20 protein-coding genes are annotated in these 24,607 nt (G+C 61.3%); 15 read left to right on the top strand and 5 right to left on the bottom strand.

Annotation, left to right across the window (positions count from 1 at the left end; all coding sequences use genetic code 11):
• Positions 1-70: 70 nt before the first annotated feature.
• Positions 71-919: a TIGR01459 family HAD-type hydrolase gene (locus JNB85_RS04230; protein ID WP_220333158.1), complete on the top strand. Its 849-nt coding sequence runs from the start codon at positions 71-73 to the stop codon at positions 917-919.
• Positions 920-928: 9 nt separating this feature from the next.
• Entirely contained in the window at positions 929-1,912 is a 984-nt protein-coding gene (locus JNB85_RS04225; protein ID WP_220333157.1) for a bifunctional riboflavin kinase/FAD synthetase, read from the top strand.
• Positions 1,913-1,974: 62 nt separating this feature from the next.
• Here the strand turns inward: JNB85_RS04225 and JNB85_RS04220 are convergent, their stop codons facing one another.
• Entirely contained in the window at positions 1,975-3,189 is a 1,215-nt protein-coding gene (locus JNB85_RS04220) for an MFS transporter (RefSeq protein ID WP_220333156.1), read from the bottom strand.
• 513 nt (positions 3,190-3,702) lie between these two features.
• Here JNB85_RS04220 and ileS point away from each other — a divergent pair.
• Together ileS and JNB85_RS04210 are read left to right on the top strand one after the other, a co-directional pair.
• The gene (gene ileS, locus JNB85_RS04215) at positions 3,703-6,609 is read left to right on the top strand and encodes an isoleucine--tRNA ligase (RefSeq protein ID WP_220333155.1); all 2,907 of its coding nucleotides are present in this window, start codon (positions 3,703-3,705) and stop codon (positions 6,607-6,609) included.
• 130 nt (positions 6,610-6,739) lie between these two features.
• Entirely contained in the window at positions 6,740-7,369 is a 630-nt protein-coding gene (locus tag JNB85_RS04210) for a hypothetical protein (protein ID WP_220333154.1), read from the top strand.
• Positions 7,370-7,435: 66 nt separating this feature from the next.
• Here the strand turns inward: JNB85_RS04210 and JNB85_RS04205 are convergent, their stop codons facing one another.
• Positions 7,436-7,873 (bottom strand): nucleoside deaminase, encoded by a 438-nt coding sequence (locus JNB85_RS04205; protein ID WP_220333723.1) that lies wholly within the window; start codon positions 7,871-7,873, stop codon positions 7,436-7,438.
• Positions 7,874-7,963: 90 nt separating this feature from the next.
• On the opposite strand from JNB85_RS04205, the gene JNB85_RS04200 reads away from it, so the two are divergent.
• From JNB85_RS04200 to JNB85_RS04190, 3 genes are read left to right on the top strand one after another with little or no spacing between them, the layout of a single operon-like run.
• A complete protein-coding gene (locus JNB85_RS04200; protein WP_220333153.1) occupies positions 7,964-9,805 on the top strand; it encodes a pseudouridine synthase in 1,842 nt (613 codons plus the stop codon).
• Positions 9,786-10,346, top strand: coding sequence for a 16S rRNA (guanine(966)-N(2))-methyltransferase RsmD (rsmD, locus tag JNB85_RS04195; RefSeq protein ID WP_220333152.1), 561 nt, complete (start codon positions 9,786-9,788; stop codon positions 10,344-10,346). Before JNB85_RS04200 ends, rsmD begins: the two co-directional genes overlap by 20 nt.
• A 20-nt stretch (positions 10,347-10,366) precedes the next feature.
• Positions 10,367-11,248 (top strand): patatin-like phospholipase family protein, encoded by an 882-nt coding sequence (locus tag JNB85_RS04190; RefSeq protein WP_220333151.1) that lies wholly within the window; start codon positions 10,367-10,369, stop codon positions 11,246-11,248.
• A 22-nt stretch (positions 11,249-11,270) separates the two neighbouring features.
• On the opposite strand, the gene JNB85_RS04185 is transcribed toward JNB85_RS04190, so the two are convergent.
• Positions 11,271-13,082 carry a monovalent cation:proton antiporter-2 (CPA2) family protein gene (locus tag JNB85_RS04185; RefSeq protein ID WP_220333150.1) on the bottom strand — a complete coding sequence of 604 codons (1,812 nt, stop codon included), beginning with the start codon at positions 13,080-13,082 and terminating at the stop codon, positions 11,271-11,273.
• A 115-nt stretch (positions 13,083-13,197) separates the two neighbouring features.
• On the opposite strand from JNB85_RS04185, the gene JNB85_RS04180 reads away from it, so the two are divergent.
• From JNB85_RS04180 to lpxK, 6 genes are all read left to right on the top strand, one after another.
• On the top strand, positions 13,198-14,547 hold the full coding sequence (locus JNB85_RS04180) for a TldD/PmbA family protein (RefSeq protein ID WP_220333149.1): 1,350 nt from the start codon (positions 13,198-13,200) through the stop codon (positions 14,545-14,547).
• 15 nt (positions 14,548-14,562) lie between these two features.
• Positions 14,563-15,369, top strand: a complete 807-nt coding sequence (locus JNB85_RS04175; RefSeq protein ID WP_220333148.1) for a 3'(2'),5'-bisphosphate nucleotidase CysQ — start codon at positions 14,563-14,565, stop codon at positions 15,367-15,369.
• A 61-nt stretch (positions 15,370-15,430) separates the two neighbouring features.
• A complete protein-coding gene (locus JNB85_RS04170) occupies positions 15,431-15,679 on the top strand; it encodes a DUF4170 domain-containing protein (RefSeq protein ID WP_220333147.1) in 249 nt (82 codons plus the stop codon).
• 166 nt (positions 15,680-15,845) lie between these two features.
• Positions 15,846-17,165: a lipid IV(A) 3-deoxy-D-manno-octulosonic acid transferase gene (gene waaA, locus JNB85_RS04165; RefSeq protein ID WP_220333146.1), complete on the top strand. Its 1,320-nt coding sequence runs from the start codon at positions 15,846-15,848 to the stop codon at positions 17,163-17,165.
• Between the two features lie 9 nt (positions 17,166-17,174).
• On the top strand, positions 17,175-17,897 hold the full coding sequence (locus JNB85_RS04160; RefSeq protein ID WP_220333145.1) for an HAD family hydrolase: 723 nt from the start codon (positions 17,175-17,177) through the stop codon (positions 17,895-17,897).
• Positions 17,898-18,000: 103 nt separating this feature from the next.
• The gene (lpxK, locus tag JNB85_RS04155; protein WP_220333144.1) at positions 18,001-19,044 is read left to right on the top strand and encodes a tetraacyldisaccharide 4'-kinase; all 1,044 of its coding nucleotides are present in this window, start codon (positions 18,001-18,003) and stop codon (positions 19,042-19,044) included.
• On the opposite strand, the gene JNB85_RS04150 is transcribed toward lpxK, so the two are convergent.
• Together JNB85_RS04150 and mutL are read right to left on the bottom strand one after the other, a co-directional pair.
• Positions 19,041-19,268: a DUF2093 domain-containing protein gene (locus JNB85_RS04150; RefSeq protein ID WP_220333143.1), complete on the bottom strand. Its 228-nt coding sequence runs from the start codon at positions 19,266-19,268 to the stop codon at positions 19,041-19,043. The two genes, lpxK and JNB85_RS04150, sit on opposite strands and share 4 nt — an antisense overlap.
• A gap of 66 nt (positions 19,269-19,334) precedes the next feature.
• A complete protein-coding gene (mutL, locus tag JNB85_RS04145) occupies positions 19,335-21,155 on the bottom strand; it encodes a DNA mismatch repair endonuclease MutL (RefSeq protein WP_220333142.1) in 1,821 nt (606 codons plus the stop codon).
• A 182-nt stretch (positions 21,156-21,337) separates the two neighbouring features.
• Here mutL and JNB85_RS04140 point away from each other — a divergent pair, with 182 nt between their 5' ends.
• Both JNB85_RS04140 and JNB85_RS04135 read left to right on the top strand, forming a co-directional pair.
• Entirely contained in the window at positions 21,338-23,056 is a 1,719-nt protein-coding gene (locus JNB85_RS04140; RefSeq protein WP_220333141.1) for a response regulator, read from the top strand.
• 125 nt (positions 23,057-23,181) lie between these two features.
• A complete protein-coding gene (locus JNB85_RS04135; RefSeq protein WP_420852253.1) occupies positions 23,182-24,546 on the top strand; it encodes a putative bifunctional diguanylate cyclase/phosphodiesterase in 1,365 nt (454 codons plus the stop codon).
• Positions 24,547-24,607: the final 61 nt, after the last annotated feature.

Here is a 24,607-nt window from a genome sequence, read left to right as displayed (position 1 = left end):
GAAAATACCTTGCCATTGAAGTCCGCCTTTGCAATGTCACCGGTGACTGAAAGCGAAGCAGGAAAGCGGAATGGCAAAGCGGATTGCAAACTTCTCCGAGATCACCGATCGATATGATGTGCTGCTCTGCGATGTCTGGGGCGTCGTGCATAACGGCGTCGATCCCTTTCCGAAAGCCGGCGAGGCGCTGCAGGCCGCCCGTGCCGCCGGCTTGACCGTCGTTCTCATCACCAATTCGCCGCGCGTGTCCTGGCAGGTCGTTGAGCAGTTGCGCCAGATCGGCGTGCCCGACGGCGCCTATGACCGCATCGTCACCTCCGGCGATGTCACCCGGGCGCTGATTGCACAAGGTCCGCGCGAGGTTTTCCTGCTCGGCCCCGAGCGCGACAGTCCGATCCTTGAAGGCCTCGATGTCGAGCGCGCCGCCGCCGGCGAGGCGACCTCCGTCGTCTGTACCGGCTTCTTCGACGACGAGACGCAGACGCCGGAGGACTACACGGACATGCTGCTGGAGTTCAAATCCCGCAACGTGCCGATGATCTGCGCCAATCCCGATCTCGTCGTCGAGCGCGGCCACCGCATCATCCCATGCGCCGGCGCCATGGCCGCCTATTATGAGCAGCTCGGCGGCTCCACGCGCATCGCCGGCAAGCCGCACCGGCCGATCTATGAGGCGACACTTGCGTCGGCCCGTGAGGTTCGGGGCGACTTCCCGATCGACCGCGTGCTGGCGATTGGGGACGGCATGCCGACGGATGTCCGCGGCGCCTTGAATTATGGCCTCGACCTTCTCTACATCAGCGGTGGTATCCACGCGAAGGAATATACGTTGAACGGCGAGACGGACGAGGCGATCCTCCACGCCTATCTCGAACGGGAAAGAGCCGCACCCAAGTGGTGGATGCCGCGCCTCGCATAAGAGAAACCGATGACCGTGTTCCACCGCAATGAAACCCGCGATCAGTTGCCCGAACATTTGAAGGGCGGCGTCATCGCCATCGGCAATTTCGACGGCGTCCATCGCGGCCATCAATCGGTGTTGAACCGGGCGCTCGAAATTGCAAGTGCGCGCGGCGTTCCCGCCCTTGTGCTGACGTTCGAGCCGCATCCGCGCACCGTCTTCAAGCCGGATACGCCGGTCTTCCGCCTGACGCCGGCGCCCTTCAAGGCGCAGATTCTGGAAGCAATGGGCTTCAACGCGGTCATTGAATATCCCTTCGACTACGATTTTTCGCAGCGTTCGGCGGAGGATTTCATCCATTCCATCCTGAAGGACTGGCTCGCGGCATCAGAGGTTGTGACCGGCTTCGACTTTCATTTCGGCCGCGGCCGCGAGGGCGGACCTGCCTTTCTTATGGATGCCGGCAACAAATATGGTTTCGGCGTCACGCTGATCGATGCTTTCCGCGACGAAAACACGGACGTTGTTTCTTCAAGCCATATCCGGGCGCTTTTGAAGGAAGGCGACGTCTCCTCGGTCGCCGCCATGCTCGGCTATCATTATACGGTACAGTCGAAGGTCATCGATGGCGAGAAGCTTGGCCGCCAGCTCGGCTTTCCGACCGCCAATATGCAGTTGCCGCCGGAGGCGGAACTTGCAGCCGGCATTTACGCCGTTCGTTTCCGCCTCGAAAACGGCAGGCTCTATGATGCGGTGGCAAGCTATGGCCGGCGCCCGACCGTGACGGAAAACGGCGTGCCGTTGCTCGAAACTTATCTTTTCGATTTCAGCGGCGATCTCTACGGCCAGATCTGCTCGGTCTCTTTCTTCGGTTATCTTCGCCCCGAACTGAAATTCGATGGGCTCGATCCGCTCGTCGCGCAGATCAAGCGCGACGAGGAGGAGGCGAGGGCGTTGCTTTCAGGTGTCCGGCCGCTCGGAGAACTCGACCGGAAGCTTTGTTTCGACTGAGCAATTCCAGCAAAAGCGCTTGAGCGTTTTGCGTCCGGAATTGCGTAAAAACGAAGAACCGCTCAGGACAGACTGAGCGCAGGCTGCGTTTTCTGGCGCGGCAACGGCGGGAAAGCGAGTGCGATTGCCGCCGCACCGAGCCCGACCAGGGCGGAGCCGATGAACAGCCACGAATAATTGGCGTAGGTATCGTAGATCCAGCCGCCGATCAGCGGACCGAATGCCATGCCGATGCTCGACAGCATCGTTGCCGCCCCGAACACCGTGCCGATGACGCGCGGGCCGAAATATTCACGGGCCAGCACGGCATAGAGCGGCATCACCCCGCCATAGGCGCTGCCGAAGATGACGGCGAGCGCATAGAACTCGCCGAGCTTGCTGACAGCAAGGTAGGTGGCAAGGGCCGCTGCCTGCACGAGCAGAGCTGCGATGATGACCGGTTTCACGCCGATCCGGTCCGCCAGCGTGCCATAGAGCAGGCGTCCGCCGAGACCGGCGAGACCCTCGACACTGTAGATGCTGACGGCAGCCATAGGCGCAACGCCGCAAAGCGTTGCGTAGCTCACCATATGGAAGATCGGTCCGGAATGGGCGGCACAGCAGGCGAAGAAGGTCAGCCCGAGTACGATGAACTGCGGCGAGCGGAAAACCCTCCACAAATTGGGGGCGTTGCCATCGCCCGACACGACGGCCTCATGCTTATCCTGCGGTGGCGACGGCCGGCGGCGCACGAGAAGGGCGGCCGGGATCATCAGGATGAGCGCACCGATGCCGATGATCATCATTGCGGGGCGCCATTCATAAGCGGTGATCAGCCAGCGCGCGAAGGGCGAAATCGTCATAGGCGCGACGCCCATGCCCGCCGAGACCAAGGAGACGGCAAGGCCGCGGTTCTCGTCGAACCACTCCGTCGTGGCGGCGATCATCGGCGCGAAAAAGGCGCTGGCCGAGAGACCGACGAGCACGCCATAGGTCAGCTGGAACTGCAGAAGCGTTTCCGCGCGGCTGGCAAGCATCAGCGCCAGGCCAAGGATGACGGAGCCGATCAGCACCACCGGGCGCGGTCCGTACCGGTCGCTGGCCGCACCCCAGAAGAAGCCGCCTATGCCCATGACGATGAAATTCAGCGTCATGGCGCTGGCGATGCCGGCATGCGACCAGCCTGTCGCGTCGGCGATCGGTTGCTGAAAAATGGCGAGAGAAAACATGGCGCCGAGGGCAACGCACGTCATCAGTGCGCCGGCCGCGACGATAACCCAACGGTAGGAACTGCTCATATCCTTATCACTCCTTACGGATTTGATCGGGCATGATGATTTCTCATGCCTGCGGGTAAAGACGTTCGGGTAATCCGCATTTCGACAGGGGCTTTGATTTTTTTGTATCGATCGCCACCATCGCATATTGCCTGCGCTTTGCATCCGTTGCGACCGGAGACTGTTGCAGCCAGTCAGCTTCGGAGTGACGCCCGTCGCCGTCAATCTGATGGCGCCGGCAGCCGCCAGAGCCGGAGGGCCGCAAGTGACGAGCCGCAGATGCCCCGCCTGCGGCTTTTCGTGAAGCCGGGAGGCTGAAATCCCTCTTCCTTTTCCGCTGAAAAACGCCTATGAACCGGCCCGATGAGTAAATTCCGGCTGGCGCATTCGATACGAATTATCGGCCCGGTCTTCCGCGCGCGCTGAGCGGCCGGAAGGTCCGGGTTTTCGCGCTTGAACTGAGCAAGCGCTTTCCGTCACCATAGATTTGATGTCCGCGCGCCCTGTCCGGGCCGCTAGAAACGATTGTCACACATGACCGACACAGCCGAAAAGATCGATTACTCGAAGACCCTCTACCTGCCCGAGACGGACTTCCCCATGCGCGCCGGCCTGCCGCAAAAGGAGCCGGAACTCGTCGCCCGTTGGCAGAAGATGGACCTCTACAAGAAGCTGCGCGCATCCGCCGCCGGCCGCGAAAAATTCGTCCTGCACGACGGCCCGCCCTATGCGAACGGCAACATCCACATCGGCCACGCGTTGAACAAGATCCTCAAGGACGTCATCACCCGCTCCTTCCAGATGCGCGGTTATGACTCCAACTACGTCCCCGGGTGGGACTGCCACGGCCTGCCGATCGAATGGAAGATCGAGGAAGAGAACTATCGCGCCAAGGGCAAGGCCAAGCCTGACCTGACCGAGCCGTCGGCGATGATAGAGTTTCGCCGCGAGTGCCGCGCCTACGCCGAAAAGTGGATCGCGATCCAGGGCGGCGAGTTCCAGCGCCTCGGCATAACAGGCGATTTCGAAAACCCGTATCTGACGATGAACTTCCATGCTGAAAGCCGCATCGCCGGCGAACTCTTGAAGATCGCCAGGAGCGGCCAGCTCTATCGCGGCTCCAAGCCGATCATGTGGTCGGTCGTTGAGCGCACGGCGCTGGCGGAAGCCGAAGTCGAGTATCATGACTATGAGAGCGACACGATCTGGGTGAAATTCCCGGTCACTTCAGGTTCGGCTGCCCTCAAGGATGCATTCGTCGTCATCTGGACCACAACGCCCTGGACGATCCCCGGCAACCGGGCGATCGCCTATTCCTCGCGTGTTGCGTACGGCCTCTATGAAGTCACGGCTGCCGAGAACGATTTTGGTCCGCGCCCGGGCGAAAAGCTGATCTTTGCCGACAAGCTCGCCGAGGAATCTTTCGCCAAGGCTAAGCTGCAGTACAAGCGCCTCACCGACGTCACGGCTGCCGATCTCGCTGGCGTCACCTGCGCCCATCCGCTCAAGGGTGTCGGCGGCGGCTATGAATTCGCCGTACCCCTGCTCGATGGCGACCATGTCACCGATGATGCCGGTACTGGTTTCGTGCATACCGCGCCGAGCCACGGCCGTGAAGACTTTGACGTCTGGATGGCGCATGGCCGCGAGATCGAGGCACGCCACATCGAGACCAAGATACCGTTCCCGGTTGATGACGGCGGCTTCTATACCGCCGACGCCCCCGGCTTCGAAGGCGCACGCGTCATCGATGATAACGGCAAGAAAGGCGATGCCAACGACCGCGTCATCAAAGCGCTGATCGAGGCTAACGCGCTCTTTGCCCGCGGCCGCCTGAAGCACCAGTATCCGCATTCCTGGCGCTCCAAGAAGCCGGTCATCTTCCGCAACACCCCGCAGTGGTTCGTCTATATGGATAAGACCCTGGCGGACGGAACCACACTGCGCACCCGTGCCTTGAACGCGATCGACGACACTCGCTTCGTGCCCGCCGCGGGCCAGAACCGCCTGCGCGCCATGATCGAGCAGCGCCCGGATTGGGTTCTGTCTCGCCAGCGCGCCTGGGGCGTGCCGATCTGCGTCTTCGTCGACGAGCAGGGCCAGGTGCTGCAAGACGATGCCGTCAACCAGCGTATTCTCGACGCTTTCGATGCCGAAGGCGCCGATGCCTGGTTTGCCGAAGGTGCCAAGGAACGTTTCCTCGGCAATGAGCATGACCCGGCCAAGTGGTCGCAGGTCATGGATATCCTCGACGTCTGGTTCGACTCGGGCTCCACGCACACTTTCACGCTGGAAGACCGCCCCGACCTGAAATGGCCGGCCGATGTCTACCTCGAAGGTTCCGACCAGCATCGCGGCTGGTTCCATTCGTCGCTCTTGGAATCGGCTGCGACGCGTGGCCGCGCGCCCTATAACGCCGTTATCACCCATGGCTTTACCATGGATGAGAAGGGCGAGAAGATGTCGAAGTCGAAGGGCAACGTGGTCTCTCCGCAGGATGTGATGAAGGATGCCGGCGCCGATATCCTGCGCCTGTGGGTCATGACGACCGACTATTGGGAAGACCAGCGCCTCGGCAAGACGATCATTCAGACCAATGTCGATGCCTATCGCAAGCTGCGCAACACCATCCGCTGGATGCTCGGCACGCTGGCGCACGACAAGGGCGAAGTTGTCGCCTCGGCCGATTTGCCGGAGCTGGAACAGCTGATGCTGCATCGTCTGTCCGAGCTCGATCAGCTCGTACGCGAAGGCTATGACGCCTTCGAGTTCAAGAAGATTGCCCGCGCATTGATCGACTTCGCAAATGTCGAGCTCTCGGCCTTCTACTTCGATGTCCGCAAGGATGCGCTCTACTGCGATGCGCCCTCAAGCCTTCGCCGTCGTTCGGCGCTCTATGTCATCCGCATGATCTTTGATTGCATGGTGACATGGCTCGCGCCGATGCTGCCCTTCACGATGGAAGAGGCCTGGCTCTCGCGCAATCCATCGGCCGTTTCGGTGCATCTGGAGCAGTTCGCCCCGGTCGCCACGGAATGGCGCAACGAGGCCCTGGCCGAGAAGTGGAAGAAGATCCGCACGATCCGCAGCGTCGTCACCGGCGCGCTTGAAATCGAGCGCAAGGACAAGCGTATCGGCTCGTCACTGGAAGCGGCGCCCGTCGTCTACGTCGCCGACGCGGAACTGCGCAAGGCGCTCGACGGACAGGATTTCAGCGAAGTCTGCATCACGTCTGGTATAACGGTCGAAGCGAGCGCTGGCCCGGCCGAAGCCTTCCGTCTGCCGGAAGTCCCTGATGTCGCTGTCGTTCCGAAGCTTGCCGAAGGCGTAAAATGTGCCCGTTCCTGGCGCATCACCACCGATGTCGGGTCTGATCCTGATTATCCCGACGTTTCGGCACGCGATGCTGCCGCCCTGCGCGAACTCGGCATCCGCGCCTGAAGATATTTGCCGGGTGAATTGCCTTTATGGCGTTCATCCGGTAAAAGCTGCCTGAAAATGGCCGGATTTTTGCGTCAGGGGGACGATTGTCCGGTAGCGATACTGATACCGGCATGCGGGAAGGGTTTTCATGTTAGCGACGCATTGGTTCCGTTTGGGCACCTGCCTGTCTCTTGTCATGGCGGGAAGCTCCATGATGTCAGGCTGCGCCAGCAGTCCGACTTACGGCACCGACAAGACCGCCATGGAACAGCTTGCCGACGACCTCGGCCAGTCCGTTTCGCTGACCGGTCCCGGTCCCAAGAACACCGGTGTAAAGTACACGCCGCGGCCGACGCTCGTCATGCCCGCTAAGGACCAGAAGGAAACCCTCGTCCCGCCGCAGGAGAATGTTGCCAACAAGGACAATCCGCAGTGGGTTGAATCGCCGGAAGAGGCTCGCGCCCGTCTCGTCAAGGAAGCTGACGAGAACTCGGACAATCCGAGCTATCGCTCGCCGCTCGCAAGCTCGGCCATCGAAGGCGGTCGCCAGACGAGCGAAGCCCAGGCCAAGGCCTATCGCGAAGCGCGTGCGCTGCAGAAGGGCGCCTATATCGACCAGCGTCGCTATATTTCCGATCCGCCGACCGAATATCGCGCCGTCGACGATCCGGCAAAGCTCGATGACCTCGGCACGCCGGAGCAGAAGAAGGCCAAGCAGCGCAAGAAGGATGCCGCGGTCGCCAATAGCGGCACCAAGTGGTGGCAAATCCTTCAGTAGGGCTTTAGCTGCGTAGTATCGATCAATTGCGTTGCGTCAGAATAGCGCCGGTTCTCGCAACTGGCGCTATTTCGTATCTCTTCTGCCCGAAAAGAATGCCTTCAGCATATCTGCCGCTTCGGTCTCGTTGAAGCCAGAATAAACCTCCGGCGCATGATGACAGGTCGGCTGGGCATAGAAGCGGACGCCATTGTCGACTGCTCCGCCTTTCGGGTCCTCCGCGCCGTAATAGAGCCTGCGGATACGGGCGAAGGAAATGGCAGCCGCGCACATGGTGCAGGGCTCCAGCGTGACATAGAGATCGGCGCAGGCAAGACGTTCCTGGCCAAGCTTCTCGCAGGCCATGCGGATGGCGGCGATCTCGGCATGGGCGGTGACGTCGTTGAGTTCCCGCGTGCGGTTTCCGGAGACGGAGACTGCCGTGCCATCGATGACGACGACCGCGCCGATCGGCACTTCGCCGCGATCTCCCGCAGCGCGCGCTTCCTTTAACGCCATCTCCATAAATCGATTTGTCTTCACGTTCGCACGAATTTCCACTTAACCGCAGGTGCATGACCTGATAGACAGGCCGAAAAGGCAGGCAAACAACAAATGACATCCAAAGACAAGCCAAAACGCCCAGGCGAAAGGCCCTCCGCGCGCGACGCACGGCCGAGAAGCGGTTCAAAGGCCGGTATCGACAAGCCATCGAAGGGCGCTGCTGCTGAAGTGGCAGCCAGCGAAGCTGATGGCGACGCAAAGGCCGAGCGCATTTCCAAGGTAATGGCGCGCGCCGGCGTCGCCTCCCGTCGCGATATCGAACGCATGATCATGGACGGCCGCGTCACGCTGAACGGCAAGCTCCTGGATACGCCTGTCGTCAACGTCACGCTGGAAGACAAGATCGAGGTCGACGGCGTGCCGATCCGCGGCATCGAGCGCACGCGTCTCTGGCTCTACCACAAGCCGCCGGGCCTGGTGACGACGAATTCAGATCCCGAAGGACGCCCGACCGTCTTCGACAATCTGCCGGAAGAGCTGCCCCGCGTCATGTCGATCGGCCGTCTCGACATCAATACAGAAGGCCTGCTGCTGCTCACCAATGACGGCGGTCTGGCTCGTGCGCTCGAGCTTCCGACAACCGGCTGGCTGCGCCGCTACCGCGTGCGCGCCCATGGCGATATAGATCAAGACGCGCTCGACAAGCTGAAGGACGGCATTGCCGTCGACGGCGTCCTCTACGGTTCGATCGACGCGACGCTCGACCGCACGCAGGGGTCCAACGTCTGGATCACCATGGGTTTGCGCGAAGGCAAGAACCGCGAAATCAAGAACGTTCTCGGTGCGTTGGGCCTTGAGGTCAACCGCCTGATCCGCATCTCTTACGGCCCTTTCCAGCTCGGGGAACTGCCCGAGGGCGAAGTGATCGAGGTTCGCGGCCGCACGCTGCGCGACCAGCTCGGCCCCCGCCTCATCGAGGATGCCAAGGCAAATTTCGATGCGCCGATCTATAACGCTCCGGCCGTTGCCGCCGATGAGCCCGAAGAGCCGGCGCCTGTGCGGCGTGAACGTCCGCGTCGCGACGAGGACAAGCGCGAACGGGCGCTGAGCCGCCTCGATACCAAGCGCGGCGACCGTCGGGATGATCGCCGAGACGATCGGAAGGACGACCGTCGTAGTGAAGACGACAGGCCGAAGCGCCCGGCGCTCGGCAGCCGCCGCAATGCCAATGTCTGGATGGCACCCGGTGCTCGTCCGCTTGGCGAGAAGGCAGCGGCCAAAGCTGCCAAGAATGCCCAGACCGCGCGCCGTCGCGGTGAAACCGCCCCGGTGAAGGAGCAGCGCTTTGAGCCTGCAGCAAATCGGATGCGCCCGCAGATCAATCGCGTCCATGAAGAGGACGGCGAATGGATCCGCTCGACCGAGACGCCTGCCAAGCGCGATGAGGATGAAGGCTTCGGCCGCAAGCGCTCCTTTGGTGATAAGCCGCGTGGCGAACGTCGCCCGCGTACGGGTGGAGAGGAGCGTGCGCGTTCCTTCCGCGACCGGCCACGAGAAGAGGGTGGCGAACGTTCTTCCCGTCCAGCAAGAAGCTCTGGCGGCGAAAGCCGGTCCGAGCGTCCTCGTGGCGACAAGCCCTTCAGTGGCAAGCCGCGTGGCGAGCACCGTCCGCGCACGGAGGGTGGAGAGGAGCGTCCGCGTTCCTTTCGCGACCGGCCACGAGAAGAAGGTGGCGAACGTTCTTTGCGTACGGCCAGAAGCTTCGGCGGCGAGGGCCGATCAGAGCGTCCGCGCGGCGACAAGTCCTTCGGCGACAAATCCCGCGGGGCAAAGAATTTTTCCGGCAAGCCGAAGGGTGATAGGCCGGGTGGTGGTGGCAAGCCTTCTGGCGGGCCGTCGAGAGGTGGTGCGAAAGGCAAGGGAATGACACGCGGTGCGGATCGTCGGCGGTGAGTTTCGCGGACGGCCGCTTGCCGTACCAAAATCCAACGACATCCGGCCGACTGCCGACCGGACGCGTGAGAGCCTGTTCAACATTCTGAGCCATGCCTATCCGGAATGCGTCGATGGCACCCGGATACTCGATCTTTTCGCCGGTACGGGCGCCGTCGGCCTCGAGGCCGTCTCGCGCGGCTGCCGCCACGCGTTGTTCGTCGAAAACAGCGTGGAGGGCAGGGCGCTCCTGTGGGAAAACATCGATGCGCTGGGCCTGCATGGTAGGACGCGTATCCTGCGCCGTGATGCAACCGATCTCGGCAGCGTCGGCAATCTCGAGCCTTTCGACATGGTCTTTGCCGATCCGCCCTATGGCAGGGGATTGGGAGAGAAGGCGCTTGCGGCGGCTGCCGACGGCGGCTGGCTCAAGCCTGGCGCGATTGCCGTTCTGGAAGAACGCGCCGATGTTGCCGTTTCGGTTCATCCTTCCTATGTTTTCCTCGAAAGTCGAATATTCGGCGACACCAGAGTACATTTTTTCCGGTATCAGCCGCAGTAGCCGGCACGTAGGAGCAGATCGTGCCGCAGGCGGAAATCATCAGTCCGAAATCGCCTGCCATCAGCGACCTTCCGACGGTCGCCGTCGCCTTTGGCGGCGGCGGCGCACGCGGCCTCTCGCATATCCACATTATCGAAACGTTGGATGAACTTGGCATCCGCCCGGTCGCGATATCAGGTTCTTCCATCGGCGCTATCATGGGCTCCGGCATGGCCGCCGGCATGTCGGGGGCGGAAATCCGTGAACATGCGCTGGCGACAGTGGGCAATAAGGCCGCCGTCGTCAGCCGCATCTGGGGTCTGCGGCCGGCAACGGTGCGCGACGCCGTGGCCAAGGGTATCCGCATCGGCCAATTCAATCTCGAACGCATCCTGAAAGCCTTCCTGCCATCGGAGCTTCCCCAGCGTTTCGAGAATCTGCTCGTGCCGATGAAGGTGATCACGACCGATTATTACGGTCAGAGCGAAGTCATCGTCGAACACGGCCAGCTTTTTCCGGCACTCGCCGCGTCATCTGCCATTCCTGCCGTCTTCATGCCGGTGAGACTGCATGGGCGGGTCATGATTGACGGCGGCATTGCCAATCCCGTGCCTTACGAATGCTTGATGGATATTGCCGATATCGTCATCGGCATTGATGTCGTCGGTGCACCCGAGGGCGACGGAACCCACATCCCGAACCGGATGGAAAGCATCTTCGGCTCTGGCCAGCTGATGATGCAGGCGGCGATTTCCCTGAAGCTGAAGCTCCTGAGGCCGCATATCTTCCTGCGCCCCATCGTCGGCCGCACGGGTGTCATGGATTTCCTGAAGGCTCGTGACGTGCTCGCCATGTCCGTCGGCGTCAAGGACGAGCTGAAATATGCGCTCGACCGGGAAATCGAGGCGCGGCTGAAGCGTTAATTTTTCAGAAGCTGGTGGACGTTTAGGCGTCTGCCGTCGCGTCGGACCTGCTTACCAGGGGATCGTCGTCGAAGGGATCGGGTACCCGCTTGGGCTTGATCAGCGGCTCCGGATGGATCGGTTTCGAAAACAGCAGGTCTTGTCCCGCTTGCAGACCCTCCGAAACCTGCAGCACCAGCCGCGCTTCGTCGCGCTTGCGAATGTCCTCGCCGATCTCGTAGGCATCGATTTCGGTGACCCCGAGAGCCTCCAGGGTGCGCCGGCCGAACAGCAGACCGGATTCCAGCGTTTCGCGCAGCTCGTAATCGACGCCCTTGTTGCGCAGTTCGATGGAGTGAATGCGGTCATAGGAGCGCACGAAGAGCGTCGTCTGCGGATAGTCGGCCTGGACCAACTCGACCACCTTGTCGGTTATCTCCTTCTTCTGGGTGCAGACGAGCACGATCTTGGCCCGGTCGATGCCGGCCGAACGCAGCACATCCTTGCGGGTGCCGTCGCCGAAATAAATGCGGAAACCGAAAGAAGATGCCTGCCGGATGCGGTCTGCGGAAAAATCGATGACGGTCACGCTCCGGCCGCCGGCAAGCAGGATCTGCGCGGCGATCTGGCCAAAACGCGAGAAACCGACCATGAGCACATCCGCACCCGCACCCTCGAAATCCTCGTTGAGTTCTTCATGCTCTTCTCCCGTCAGCATCCGTTTGGAAAGGGCGGCACCGAGCGGCGTCAGCGCCATGGAAAGGGTGACGATCGCAACGAGCAGCGAAGCCGTACTGCCGGGCATTAGCCCCGCGACGGCAGCCGTGGTGAAGAGGACGAAGCCGAATTCACCCCCTTGCGGCAGCAGGAAGGCGATGCGTACGGCGTCATTATGTGAGGAGCGCGCCGCGCGGCAGAGCACATAGATGATGAGCGATTTCACGGCCATGATGATAGGCACGGCGATGATGATGAACAGCACGTTGTCGAGCAGCACCTGAAGCTGCAGGGACAGCCCGACAGCGATGAAGAAGATAGCGAGAAGCACGCCGCGGAAGGGTTCGATATCGGCTTCCAACTCATGCCTGTAGGAGGATTCCGCCAGCATGACGCCGGACAGGAAAGCGCCCATCGCCATCGAGAGCCCGGCAAACTGCATCAGGCTTGCCGATCCCATCACGACGAAGAGTGCTGCCGCAATCATCGCCTCGCGCGCGCCGGTGCGCGCAATGATCTGGAAGAGTGGGGTCAGCAGGTATCGGCCCATGATGATCATCGCACCGATCGCCGCGACGGAGATGCCGAAATCGACGAGCGGACTGCCGCTGCCCTTGTCGCCGTCGAGGATGGTGACGACAGCCAGAAGCGGCACGATCGCCAGATCCTGAAACAGCAGCACGGAAAAGGAGCGCTGCCCGTAGCGGGTATTGACGTCGCCGTCGTCTTCGAGAATCTGCATGGCGAAAGCGGTCGAAGAAAGCGCCAGCCCGAAGCCGGCGACGATGCTGCCGCGCCATTCAAGCACGCCGGAAAACCAGGCGAGTGCTGTCAGCGCCAGGCCCGTCACCACCACCTGCGCCGTGCCGAGACCGAAGATATCGCGCCGCATCTGCCAGAGGCGGGTGGGCTTCAGTTCAAGACCGATGATGAAGAGCAGGAAGACGACACCGAGTTCGGCGACGTTGAGGATCTGCTCGCCATCGGTAATGCCATGGAAGACCGGCCCGATGACGATACCCGCCGCCAGATAGCCGAGAACCGTGCCCAGCCCGAGCTTCTTGAAGATCGGTGCGGCGACGACGGCGCCGCCAAGCAGCAGGATCGTTTCCGTGAAAAGCGCGTTGGGTGCGGACATGCTTCATTTCTTTCGGGTGGCGGGACAAGCGGACAGCCAGGAAAAGAATCGGCATCCACGGCCTTGATGCTTTTAGGAGTGCACAATAAATGGAACGGGAAGGAAAGGCCAAATCATGTCCTCTGAAATTGATTCCTCGACACTTCTTTCCCGTGCAAGTCAACTGATCGATCTGGCGAAAAAGGCAGGTGCAGATGCAGCCGACGCGGTGGTCGTCCGCTCGCGTGCGCAATCGGTCAGCGTTCGCTTAGGCAAGGTCGAGGGAACCGAGTCCTCCGAGAGCGACGACTTTTCGCTGCGCGTCTTCGTAGGCAAGCGGGTGGCAAGCGTTTCCGCGAATCCGGGCTTCGACCTGCAGGCGCTGGCTGAACGCGCCGTCGCCATGGCCAAGGTCTCGCCGGAAGATCCCTTCGCCTGCCTCGCCGATGAAAACAGGCTCGCAAAGACCTATCCCGATCTGCAGTTGCTCGATACGACCGAAGTCAGCGCCGACCAATTGCGGGAAGCAGCCTTGGCTGCGGAAGCTGCAGCCCTTGCCGTGAAAGGTGTCACCAATTCGTCCGGCGCCGGCGCCTCCGCCGGTCTGGGCGGGTTGGTGCTTGCCACTTCGCATGGTTTCGAAGGCAGCTACATGGCCTCGCGCTTCGGCAACTCCGTCAGCGTCATTGCCGGCGAAGGCACCGGTATGGAACGCGACTACGATTTCGACAGCCGTCTCTACTATGCCGAGCTCGACAATCCCGCCGAAATCGGCCGCCGGGCCGGCGAGCGCGCCGTCAAGCGCGTCAATCCCCGCCAGGTGCCGACCGGCAAGGGTATCACCGTAATCTTCGATCCGCGTATTGCTCGTGGTTTCGTCGGCCATATTGCCGGCGCCATTAATGGTGCGTCGGTTGCCCGCAAGACGAGCTTCCTCCGTGACAAGATGGGTCAGCAGGTGCTGAAAACGGGCCTGTCGATCACCGACGATCCCCTGATCGTGCGCGGCCCGTCTTCCCGTCCTTTCGATGGTGAGGGCGTGTCCGGCGAGCGGCTCGTGATGATCGAGGATGGGGTGCTCAAGCACTGGTTCCTGTCAACTTCCACCGCAAATGAAATCGGCGGCCTGGAGACTAATGGCCGCGGCGTGCGCGGCGGCACTTCTGTCACGCCCGCCTCGACAAATCTGGCACTCGAGCCCGGCGACATTTCGCCGGAAGAGCTGATCCGCAGCGTCGGCAACGGTTTCTACGTGACCGAGCTGATCGGCCAGGGGGTCAACATGATAACAGGCGAATACAGCCGAGGCGCGACTGGTTTCTGGATCGAGAATGGCGAACTGACCTTCCCAGTGTCTGAGGTGACGATCGCCTCGAACCTCAAGGACATGTTCATGCGGCTGACGCTCGCAAACGACATCGACCGTAAATTCGGTGTGGCGGCTCCGACCTTCGCCATTGAAGGCATGACACTTGCCGGCCGCTGACGAACGGATCACGCGATGAGCGACACGGACAAGCGCTGGCAGAGCGATCTCGCGCTGATCGCCGATGCTGCGAAACAGGCGGGCGCCGTCGCACTTGGTTTCTTCAACAACTCGCCGGAAGTCTGGTGGAAGAACGAGGAACGCTCGCCCGTCAGTGCCGCCGATTTCGCCGCCAATGAAAAGCTTGAAACCATTCTGTGCAGGGCGCGGCCGAGCTATGGCTGGCTGTCCGAAGAGACCGACGACGATGCCGGTCGCCTGAAACACGAGACGCTGTTCATCGTGGATCCGATCGATGGCACACGGGCATTCTTGGCCGGCAAGGATCTTTGGTGCGTCAGCGTCGGCATCGTCCATCGTGGCCGCCCGGTTGCCGGCGTACTTTATGCGCCAGCGCTCGATGAACTCTACGAAGCGGTGGAAGGTGGCTCCGCGCTGAAGAACGGCGAGCCGATTTCAGTCTCCACGCGCAGCCAAGCCGATCTCAGCCAGCTTGCCGTCAGCGAGGAACTGTTCAAGCTTCTGCCTGCGGAGGTTCGCGAACGCAGCGAGCGTGTCAAATATATCCCCTCACTCGCCTACCGCATCGCCATGGTGGCCGATGGCCGGCTGGACACGACGTTTGTCGGGCGGAATGCCCACGACTGGGATATTGCGGCAGCCGATCTTATTCTCGAGCGAGCCGGTGGCGGTCTCGTCGATCTCTCGGGGCACCCGACAACCTATAATAGAGAAAAAGTCAGCCACGAGGCGCTCTGCGCTTCGCCCATCCAGCGTCTTCGCGAATATCTGGACTTGTTCACTCAGCTAACAGACGGTTGACGTTTCCGTCAAAATCCCTCAGATGAGGGGCCGGAGGAGAATAGGCAGAAAGAGAATAAAAATGACGGACTCCGGCGGTAAAAAGCAGCTCCTGCACCTCGTCTTCGGTGGCGAACTCGAAAATCTCGATGGCATCCAGTTTCGTGATCTGAAGGATCTCGATATCGTCGGTATTTTCCCCGACTATGCCACGGCACTGACGGCCTGGAAGGCCAAGGCGCAGCAGACGGTCGACAATGCGCATATGCGCTATTTCATCGTCCACATGCATCGTTTGCTCGATCCGCAGGATACGACCGGGGGCAAGTGACCCGCGCAGCAATCGGCTTGTCCTCCGCTGTCCACAGCGGGGGCCTTCGTGCATCGGTTCTTGCCCTCGTTCGACGCATTCTGAACAAATTGATCGGCCATGGCGGCCGCAACGATAATTAGGGAATTGGATTGATGTCGGTCTGCATGGATCGGAGGCCTGCTGAATGAGCTCCCGGATGGCGCGGATCGGTCTGAGCGCGTACCGTCTGGCGGGAACTGTGGCGTCGCCGGTCGTCGGCCTCTACATCACCTACCGCACGGCCAAGGGCAAGGAAGATCGCGCCCGCCGGTTGGAGCGCTTCGGCTATGCTAGCGCCAATCGGCCGCAAGGCCCGCTCGTCTGGTTTCATGCCGCAAGTGTCGGCGAAACCAATGCCGTCATTCCCCTGATCCGTGAAATTCGCCGCCGCGACATCCATGTCATCCTGACGACAGGCACCATCACCTCGGCAAGGCTTGCCGCTGAGCGTCTCGGCAATGATGCGATCCATCAATATGTGCCGCTCGACCTGAAGCCCGCCGTTGGCCGCTTCCTCGATTACTGGCAGCCGGATTGCGCCATCATTGCCGAATCCGAGATCTGGCCTGCGACGGTGCTTGAACTCGGCCATCGCCGCATCCCGCAGATCCTCGTCAATGCTCGCATGTCGGACCGCTCCTTCGCCCGCTGGCGCCGCCGGCCCTCGCTTGCCGAGGCGCTCTTCGAAAACCTGGCGCTCGTCATTGCGCAGTCGGATGTCGATGCCGAACGTTTCCGCGATCTCGGCGCCGTGCCGGTCATCACGTCGGGCAACCTGAAGGTCGATACCGACGCACCTCCCTATGACAGTGCTGTCTTCGCCCGCTATAAAAAGCAGATCGGCGATCGCAAGACATGGGCGGCGATATCCACTTTCGACGGCGAGGAAAATGCCGCCGGCATCGTCCATCGGGCGCTGCGTGATCGCGACAAACAGCTGACCATCATCGTACCGCGCCACCCCGAGCGCGCTGACGAGGTCGAGGCAGCCCTCGTCAAACAGGGTCTGAAGGTTGCACGCCGTACGCGTGACGATGTTCTGACCCCGGATGTCGATATCTTCCTTGGTGATACGATCGGCGAAATGGGCCTGTATCTGCGCCTGACGGAAGTGGCCTTCGTCGGCCGCTCGCTCTTTGCCGAGGGCGGCCAGAACCCACTCGAGCCGGCTATGCTCGGCTGCGCAATCCTGTCGGGCGGCAATGTGCAGAATTTCCGCGAGGCTTATCAGAAGCTCGCCCGCAGCGGCAGCGCCCGCATGGTGCGCGATACGGAAATGCTGGCGAAGGGCGTGCATTATTTGCTGACCAATGACGAGGCGCGCGGCAGGATGATCCAGGCCGGCATCGCCACCGTGCATGAAATGCGTGGTGCGCTGAGCGCCACGTTGAAGGGGCTGGAGCCCTATATCAATCCGCTGACGGTGAAGGCGCGCCTTCTGCCGAAAGCCGTGGCGCAGGCCTGAGGAGCGGTCATGTCGGCAGAGGCGAAGATCAGGGGCATCCTCTTCGACAAAGACGGTACGCTGCTCGACTATGACGAAAGCTGGCTGCCGGTAAACCGAGAGCTTGCCCGGATCGCCGCCGAAGGCGACGCAGCACTTGCCGATCATCTGCTTGCCGCATGCGGCATGGACCCCGTCACAGGCCATATTGTTCCCGACAGCCTGCTTGCTGCCGGCAATACGCACCAGATCGCCCAGGGCCTCGTTGCCGCGGGCTCGAAACTCGATGTGATCGAGCTGACGATCAAGCTTGACAATCTCTTTGCCAACGCCGCCGAATTTTCGGTGCCGGTCACCGATCTCGCGGCCTTCTTCGGGCGCCTGCGCAAGCGCGGATTCAAACTCGGCATCGCCTCCAGCGATAATGAGCGCTCGATCCGCCAAACGGCCCAGCGTTTTGGCATTTCCGACTATGTCGACTACATCGCCGGTTATGATAGCGGCTTCGGCAGCAAGCCTGAGCCCGGCATGGTGCTCGGCTTCTGTGCTGCGACGGGCCTGCAGCCGGAACAGATCGCTATGGTCGGCGACAACAATCACGATCTCCATATGGGCAGAAATGCAAAAACCGGCCTGACGATCGCGGTTCTGACCGGCACCGGCTCGCGTGAATCGCTCTCCGCCTCCGCCGATCATGTTTTCGATGACATCACCCATATCGAAGCGCTGCTGCCGGATCTGCAACTGGCCTGAGGCGCAAGGACTTGCATTTTCACGTGTTTTGGCTTCTCAATCCGCGCCGGTCGATTTTGTGAGACCTCGCCTGGGGGTGAGGGCAAGGAAACGGGACGGCATCATGATATCCGAAGCGCCGCCTTTCTGGTGGAGGCGGGCAGGTTGGCAGGCATGGGCTCTGTCGCCCCTTTCTTTCCTTTATGGTCGTGTGGCGGGCTATCGCATGGTCCATGCGCGCCGCGCCTCGGTTCCGATTCCCGTCATCTGCGTCGGTAATTTCACAGTGGGGGGGGCGGGCAAGACGCCGACGGCAATTGCCATTGCCCGTGCCGCCAAAGCCAAGGGTCTCAGGCCAGGTTTCTTAAGCCGCGGTCACGGCGGCTCGCTGGATGTCACCACCGTCGTCGATCCCGCCCATCACCGCGCAGTCGCGGTGGGCGACGAACCGCTGTTGCTGGCGCAGGAAGCCCTGACGGTGATCTCCCGCAAGCGTGTCGATGGTGCAGTGAGGCTCGTCGAAGAAGGTGCCGATGTCATCATCATGGACGACGGTTTCCAGAGTGCACGGCTCGCAATCGACTACGCGCTTCTGGTGATCGATGCGACGCGCGGTCTCGGCAACGGTCATATTGTCCCCGGTGGCCCGGTGCGCGCGCCGATCAGATTGCAGTTGCGCCAGGCGACCGCGCTTCTGAAGGTCGGAGATGGCAATGCCGCTGACCGTATCGTCCGCATCGCGGCGCGCGCTGCCAAACCCTATTTTACCGCCACGCTGAAAGTGTCCGGCGAGAATTCTCTCGACGGCCTCAAAGTACTCGCCTTTGCCGGTATTGCCGATCCGGAGAAATTCTTCCGCACGGTCCGTTCGCTTGGAGCGAACATCGAGGTGGCGACGGCTTTCGGCGATCACGAGCATTTAAGCGAGGAAGAGATCGACGGTCTTCTCGCGGCTGCAGACCAGCAGAACCTGACGATCGTCACGACATCGAAGGATTTCGTACGTCTCGCCGGCCATCACGGCAAGGCGGAGAAGCTTGCGGCCCGCTGCCGTGTCGTCGAGGTGGAGATGGCATTCACTGATCCGCTTGCACCCAGGCTCATCATCGACCGAGCCTTCGACGCCTGCCGAGAGCGTCGGCTCAGGGAAGCGAAAAGGAAAGCTTAACGCTGGTTCGGCAGAACGCCGGCGCGCCGGTCGGCTTCGAGTGCCGAAGCGACATCGGCATAGGGTTCCTGCCGCGCTACGCTCCAGTAGCGAAGCTCATCGAGGGGGACCTGCTTGCCCGTCATTGCGCAGACGACATAGGAGCCGGGCGATAGAATTTGGAAATCGCCGTCGAGATAGCGGATCTTCGCCTCGCGGTTTCCGTGTCCTTCGAACAAATTCATGCGTTCCATCCCCGCGGTCTGTCATCCGTCTGCCATACTCCCCGACAAGTTGTTTTGCCAGCTTTTTCAGCTCCGGCCGAACAGACGCTCGATATCGGCAAGCTTCAGTTCGATATAGGTCGGACGTCCATGATTGCATTGGCCGGAGCCTGGGGTCACTTCCATCTGACGCAAAAGCGCGTTCATTTCTTCCGGCCGCAGCCGTCGTCCTGATCGCACCGAGCCATGGCAGGCCATGGTTGCTGCCACATATTCGAGCTTGGCCGAAAGGCCGGAGGCCGTGTCCCATTCGGCGATCTCATCGGCAAGCTGCCGGACGAGGCCTTGCGCGTCGACCTCGCCGAGCATGGCCGGCGTTTCGCGCACGGCAATGGCGCCCGGCCCGAAACGTTCGATCGCAAGACCGAGCTCGGAAAACTCGGCCGCATGCACCATCAGCCGGTCGCAATCCTCTTCGGGAATGTCGACGATCTCAGGGATCAGAAGCACCTGTGAGGCAAGCCGCTTGGAATGCAGCGCCTTGCGCATGGCCTCGAACACCAGCCGTTCATGCGCTGCGTGCTGATCGACGATGACGATGCCGTCATCCGTCTGGGCAACGATATAGTTTTCATGGATCTGCGCCCTTGCCGCCCCGAGCGGATAGCGCGCCACCGGTTCGGCTAAAGTGGCCGTGGCCTGCGTTTGGGGTGCAGATTCGAAAACCGGCTCCGAGCGCGCCGTCGGATGGACGAGCCCGTCAAAGGAAGCTTGCGCTCTTTCACCGAAACCGGCCGTCGACTGATATGGCCGGGAGGGAGAAGTTGCCGCCGACCATGGTGCCTGCGGCCGCTGTGGTGTCGCCTGAAAGCCGGGGCGGAAAGCGCGCAGCATGTCGCTTGCGCCAGTCGTTGCCGCCCGGCTGCCATCACGGGAAAGAGCTTCTCGGATTGCGCCGACGATCAGCCCCCTGACCAGTCCCGGATCGCGGAAGCGGACGTCGGATTTTGCTGGATGTACGTTAACGTCAACGAGCGCAGGATCGAGCGTGATGGAGAGCACTGCAACCGGATAGCGGCCGGCCGGGATCGTTTCGGCATAGGCGCCGCGGATCGCCGAGAGGATGAGTTTGTCTTGCACGGGGCGGCCGTTGACGAAGGCGTATTGATGAGCCGAATTGCCCCGGTTGAAGGTCGGCACGCCGGCAAAGCCAGTCAGTTGCACCTCTTCACGTTCGGCGTCCAGGGCGATGGCGTTGTCGCGAAATTCTTTGCCGAGCACCTGCGCCATGCGCGCCAGATGATCCTCGCCGGTTGCCGGAAACTCCAGCGTCGAGCGATCAGGGCCCGACAGCACGAAACGCACGCCCGGGAAGGCAATCGCCATACGCTTGACAATCTCGGTGATTGCCGACGCTTCCGCCCTCTCCGTCTTCAGGAATTTCAGCCGTGCCGGCGTCGCAAAGAACAGGTCGCGCACCTCGACGATCGTTCCCGGATTGGCGGCTGCAGGGCGCAGATGCACGATCTTGCCGCCGGCAACAGAGATCTCGTTGCCTGCTGCGCTGTCACGCCTGCGGCTTGCGATGCTGAGCCGCGCCACCGAACCGATCGATGGCAATGCTTCGCCCCGGAAGCCGAGCGTGCGGATATCGTCAAGCGTCTCCGATATCTTCGAGGTGCAGTGGCGCCTGACCGCAAGTTCAAGATCGGCGGCATCCATGCCGGAACCGTTGTCGCTGACGCGTAGCAGCGCCTTGCCGCCGCCGGCGGTTGCAATTTCGATACGGGTCGCGCCCGCGTCGAGCGCGTTTTCAATCAGCTCTTTTGCAGCACTCGCCGGTCTTTCGATGACTTCGCCGGCGGCGATCTGGTTGATGAGCGTTTCCGAGAGCTGTCTGATGGCCATGCGCCTATTTTCAGGGATTCGCGGCCACGAGGAAAGGCTTTTCGTTGGGCTTGAAACAGATGTCGAGGCTTGTCCCCCAAATTTGGGGGGCATTACTGTTAAGCGGCTCTTAAGACAAAAACGGCATTTTATTCATATACCTCCGGAACCGCGAAAATCGGACAGATGTGGGATGTGAAGGAATGAGTGCCGGCTTCGAAAAGGCGGACACATCATCTGTGAGTGACGCGCTGCCGCCTGAGGCCGACCTTCAGACGGCGCTTTTCGACGCTGTGTGCGACAGTCTTTCTGCTGCGTTCGTCATCTATGACCGTAACGATCTTCTTATCTTTGCCAGCCGCCAGGTCATGGAATTCTTTCCGGTGCCTGAGGCTGCGCTTCTGCCAGGCGCCCGGCTTCGCGATTTCCTGGGTGCGATCTACGACACCGGTATTCGCGAGCAGACTCTCGTGCGCCAGCCGGGTTCGCTCAGCCGCGAGGATTGGTTGTCCCAGCGCATCGCCTCCCACTGGCGTGAACGTTTCGAATCCGTCGAGCGCCACGGTCCTGACCGCTGGGTCCGCTTTTTGAAGCGCCGCCTGCCGAACGGCTATGGCGTGACCGTCATCTCGGATATTTCCGAGGCGCGTAAGCGCGAGGAACAGTGGCGCTATGATCTGGAGCGCGTGCAACTCACCGAGGATATTCTCGACCATCTGCCGTTCCCGCTCTTCGTCAAGGATCGCAACCTTGTCTATGTCGCCGTCAACAAGGCCTTCTGCGAGAAGTACCAGACGACTGCGGACGAGGTTCTCGGTCGCAAGAGTGGTGATCTGTTTTCGCCCGACATTGCCAAGCGCTTCGAGGAAAGCGATCGCCACGTGCTTGAAACCGGTGAAATGTCGGTCTCCCGCCAGCGCCAGATCGCACGCGACGGCACCGAACGCGACATTGTCAGCCGCAAGCACAGGATCGGCAAGCCGGGGCGCTATTTCCTCGTCTCCACCATGCAGGACCTGCCGCGCGACGGCGGCGAACTCGATGAGTTCAGCCAGGCCTCCGAAATCACCACTTCCAGCAACCGGACCTACCGCCGCGCCTATGTGCCGGTGCCGAACGCATCGCAGCGTCGCGAGCCGGCGGCGATGGAGGCGATCGTTCCGGAAAATTTCTCCGGCCGAAAGATCCTCGTCGTCACCTCGGATCTCGCCGCCGAGACTGCCGCGCTGCGCACGCTTGCCAAATACGGTTTCGAATCCTGCTCGGTCCGCGGCGAGGATGAGGAGGAACGTTTCCTCGAGATTGCCAGCTCCTCCGGCATCTCGCTCGATCTTCTGATCATCGATAATCAGATGGGCATGCGCTGCCTAGAGCTCGCCGAACAATATGGTATTCCCGCCCTCGTCATGGATGGGTTCCAGATCGCCAATGAGTTGACCTTCCAGATTGCCCGCCACTTCAACCGCAGCGGATGCGGCGGCAGCACCGGAGGCGACTGGGAAATTACCACGACTGAAGAAACCGCAGGCCTTCAGGTTCTCGTTGCCGAGGACAACGACATCAACCAGATCGTCTTCACACAGATCCTCGAAGGTCTCGGCTACCGCCATCGGATCGCAACGACTGGCGAAGAGGTCGTTCGTCTCTGGGCCGAAAATCGGCCGCAGATTGTATTGATGGATATCTCGCTTCCGGTCTTCAACGGCTTTGAAGCCACACGCCTCATTCGCCAGATGGAAGAGGGACAGGACATCCGGACCCCGATCATCGGCGTACTGACACAGGCTTTCGAGCGCGATCGTGCGGAATGCGCCAAGGCCGGCATGGATGACGTCGTCATGAAGCCCGTCAGCCCTGACATGCTGGAAACGATATTTCAGAAGCACCTGATGGGTGAGCCGATGAAGGCTCAATCTCTATAGACGACAGGTGCCCCCAGATCTTGGGAGTGCTTTGGGTTGTAGTGCCCTCGATTTACTATCGAATTGTTAAGATTTGGCCGTCATTCTTCGCCGGGATGCGGAGGAAAAATCTTGGGTTTGGAGTGATGGTTTCGCCGGAAATACCATTCATGACTGTGAGTCAGAACGAGCTCCAGGCGATGGCCTATACCGATCCCCTGACCGGATTGGGAAACCGCAATCGTCTGCGCGACAAGGTGATGCAGATTTCTGCCGAGCGGGCCAGCGACCCAGCGCCCTTCACCATCGGTATCGCCAATCTCGACAGTTTCAAACCCATCAACGATCTTTTCGGCTCCGATGCCGGCGATGAAATCCTGTGTCAGGTCGCCCATCGCCTGAAAGCCTGCATTCCAGATGGTGCATTGGTGACCCGTCATGACGGTGACGAGTTTGCTTTCGTCCTGCCGCTGATATTCGAGCGCGCCAGCGCCGAAAAGTTCGGCCAGATGATCCGTGAGGTCCTGTCGGCTCCGTACGATCTCGGCGACCGCAACGTACGTCTTTCCGCCTCGTTCGGCTTTGCGATCCATCCCTTTGCTGGCGAGGACTGCGAAGAGCTTTTGAAGAGCGCCGAAACGGCGCTCTATCGTTCCAAGCGCCGCGGCCGCGGGCAGATCACCGTCTATTCGCGCGAGATCGCACAGGAGATGAAACGGGCGACCCAGCTCGAACAGGCGCTTCGAAACGCCATCATCTCTGACGCGATCGACGTGCATTTCCAGCCGATCGTCTCGCTCGCCAATAATCAGGTAGTGGGCTTCGAAGCACTTGCCCGCTGGAACGATCCCGATCTCGGCTTCGTCTCGCCCGGCGTCTTCGTGCCGCTTGCCGAGGAGCGCGGCTTTATCGATGCGCTGTCGGAAGCGTTGCTGCGCAAGGCTGCGGAAGCGGCGCTGTCCTGGCCGCGCGAACTCTTCTTGTCCTTCAACCTGTCTTCGGCCCAACTCATGGATCCGGGCACGAGCAATTCTATCCTTTCGATCCTCGGCCGCGTCGGCTTCGACCCGCATCGGCTTGAGCTTGAGATCACCGAGACGGCTGTCATGAGTTCCGCCGATACGGCGCACCGGATCCTTGCCGATCTGCGAGCGGCGGGCGTGCGCATCTCGCTGGATGATTTCGGCACCGGCCAGTCGAGCCTCGGGCGCCTGCGCGATTTCATCTTCGACAAGATCAAGATCGACCGGGCCTTCGTCTCACGCATTAATTCCGACCGCGCCTCAGAGCACATCATCAAGGCGATCCTTGCCATGTGCGAAGGCCTCGAACTGGAGGTCGTGGCCGAAGGCATTGAAGATTATTCGGAAGCGGTCAAGCTACGCATGCTCGGCTGCGGCATGGGGCAGGGCTATCACTTCGGCCGGCCGGCCGATGGCATCGCCACGCTGCGCTTCCTGCACGAGAACTATTACTGCGATACAAGCGCAACTGAACGCGCCACCGCATAAGCCGCGCAAGCATACAGCGGTTGCGGTTACAACATGCGCAAAGACAAGCAAAAAGCGACGG

The sequence above is a fragment of the Rhizobium mesosinicum genome (assembly GCF_019511345.1).
Taxonomy (GTDB): domain Bacteria; phylum Pseudomonadota; class Alphaproteobacteria; order Rhizobiales; family Rhizobiaceae; genus Rhizobium; species Rhizobium mesosinicum.
The sequence above is the reverse complement of the archived record's forward strand: the minus strand, read 5'-3'. Positions and strand labels throughout refer to the sequence as shown.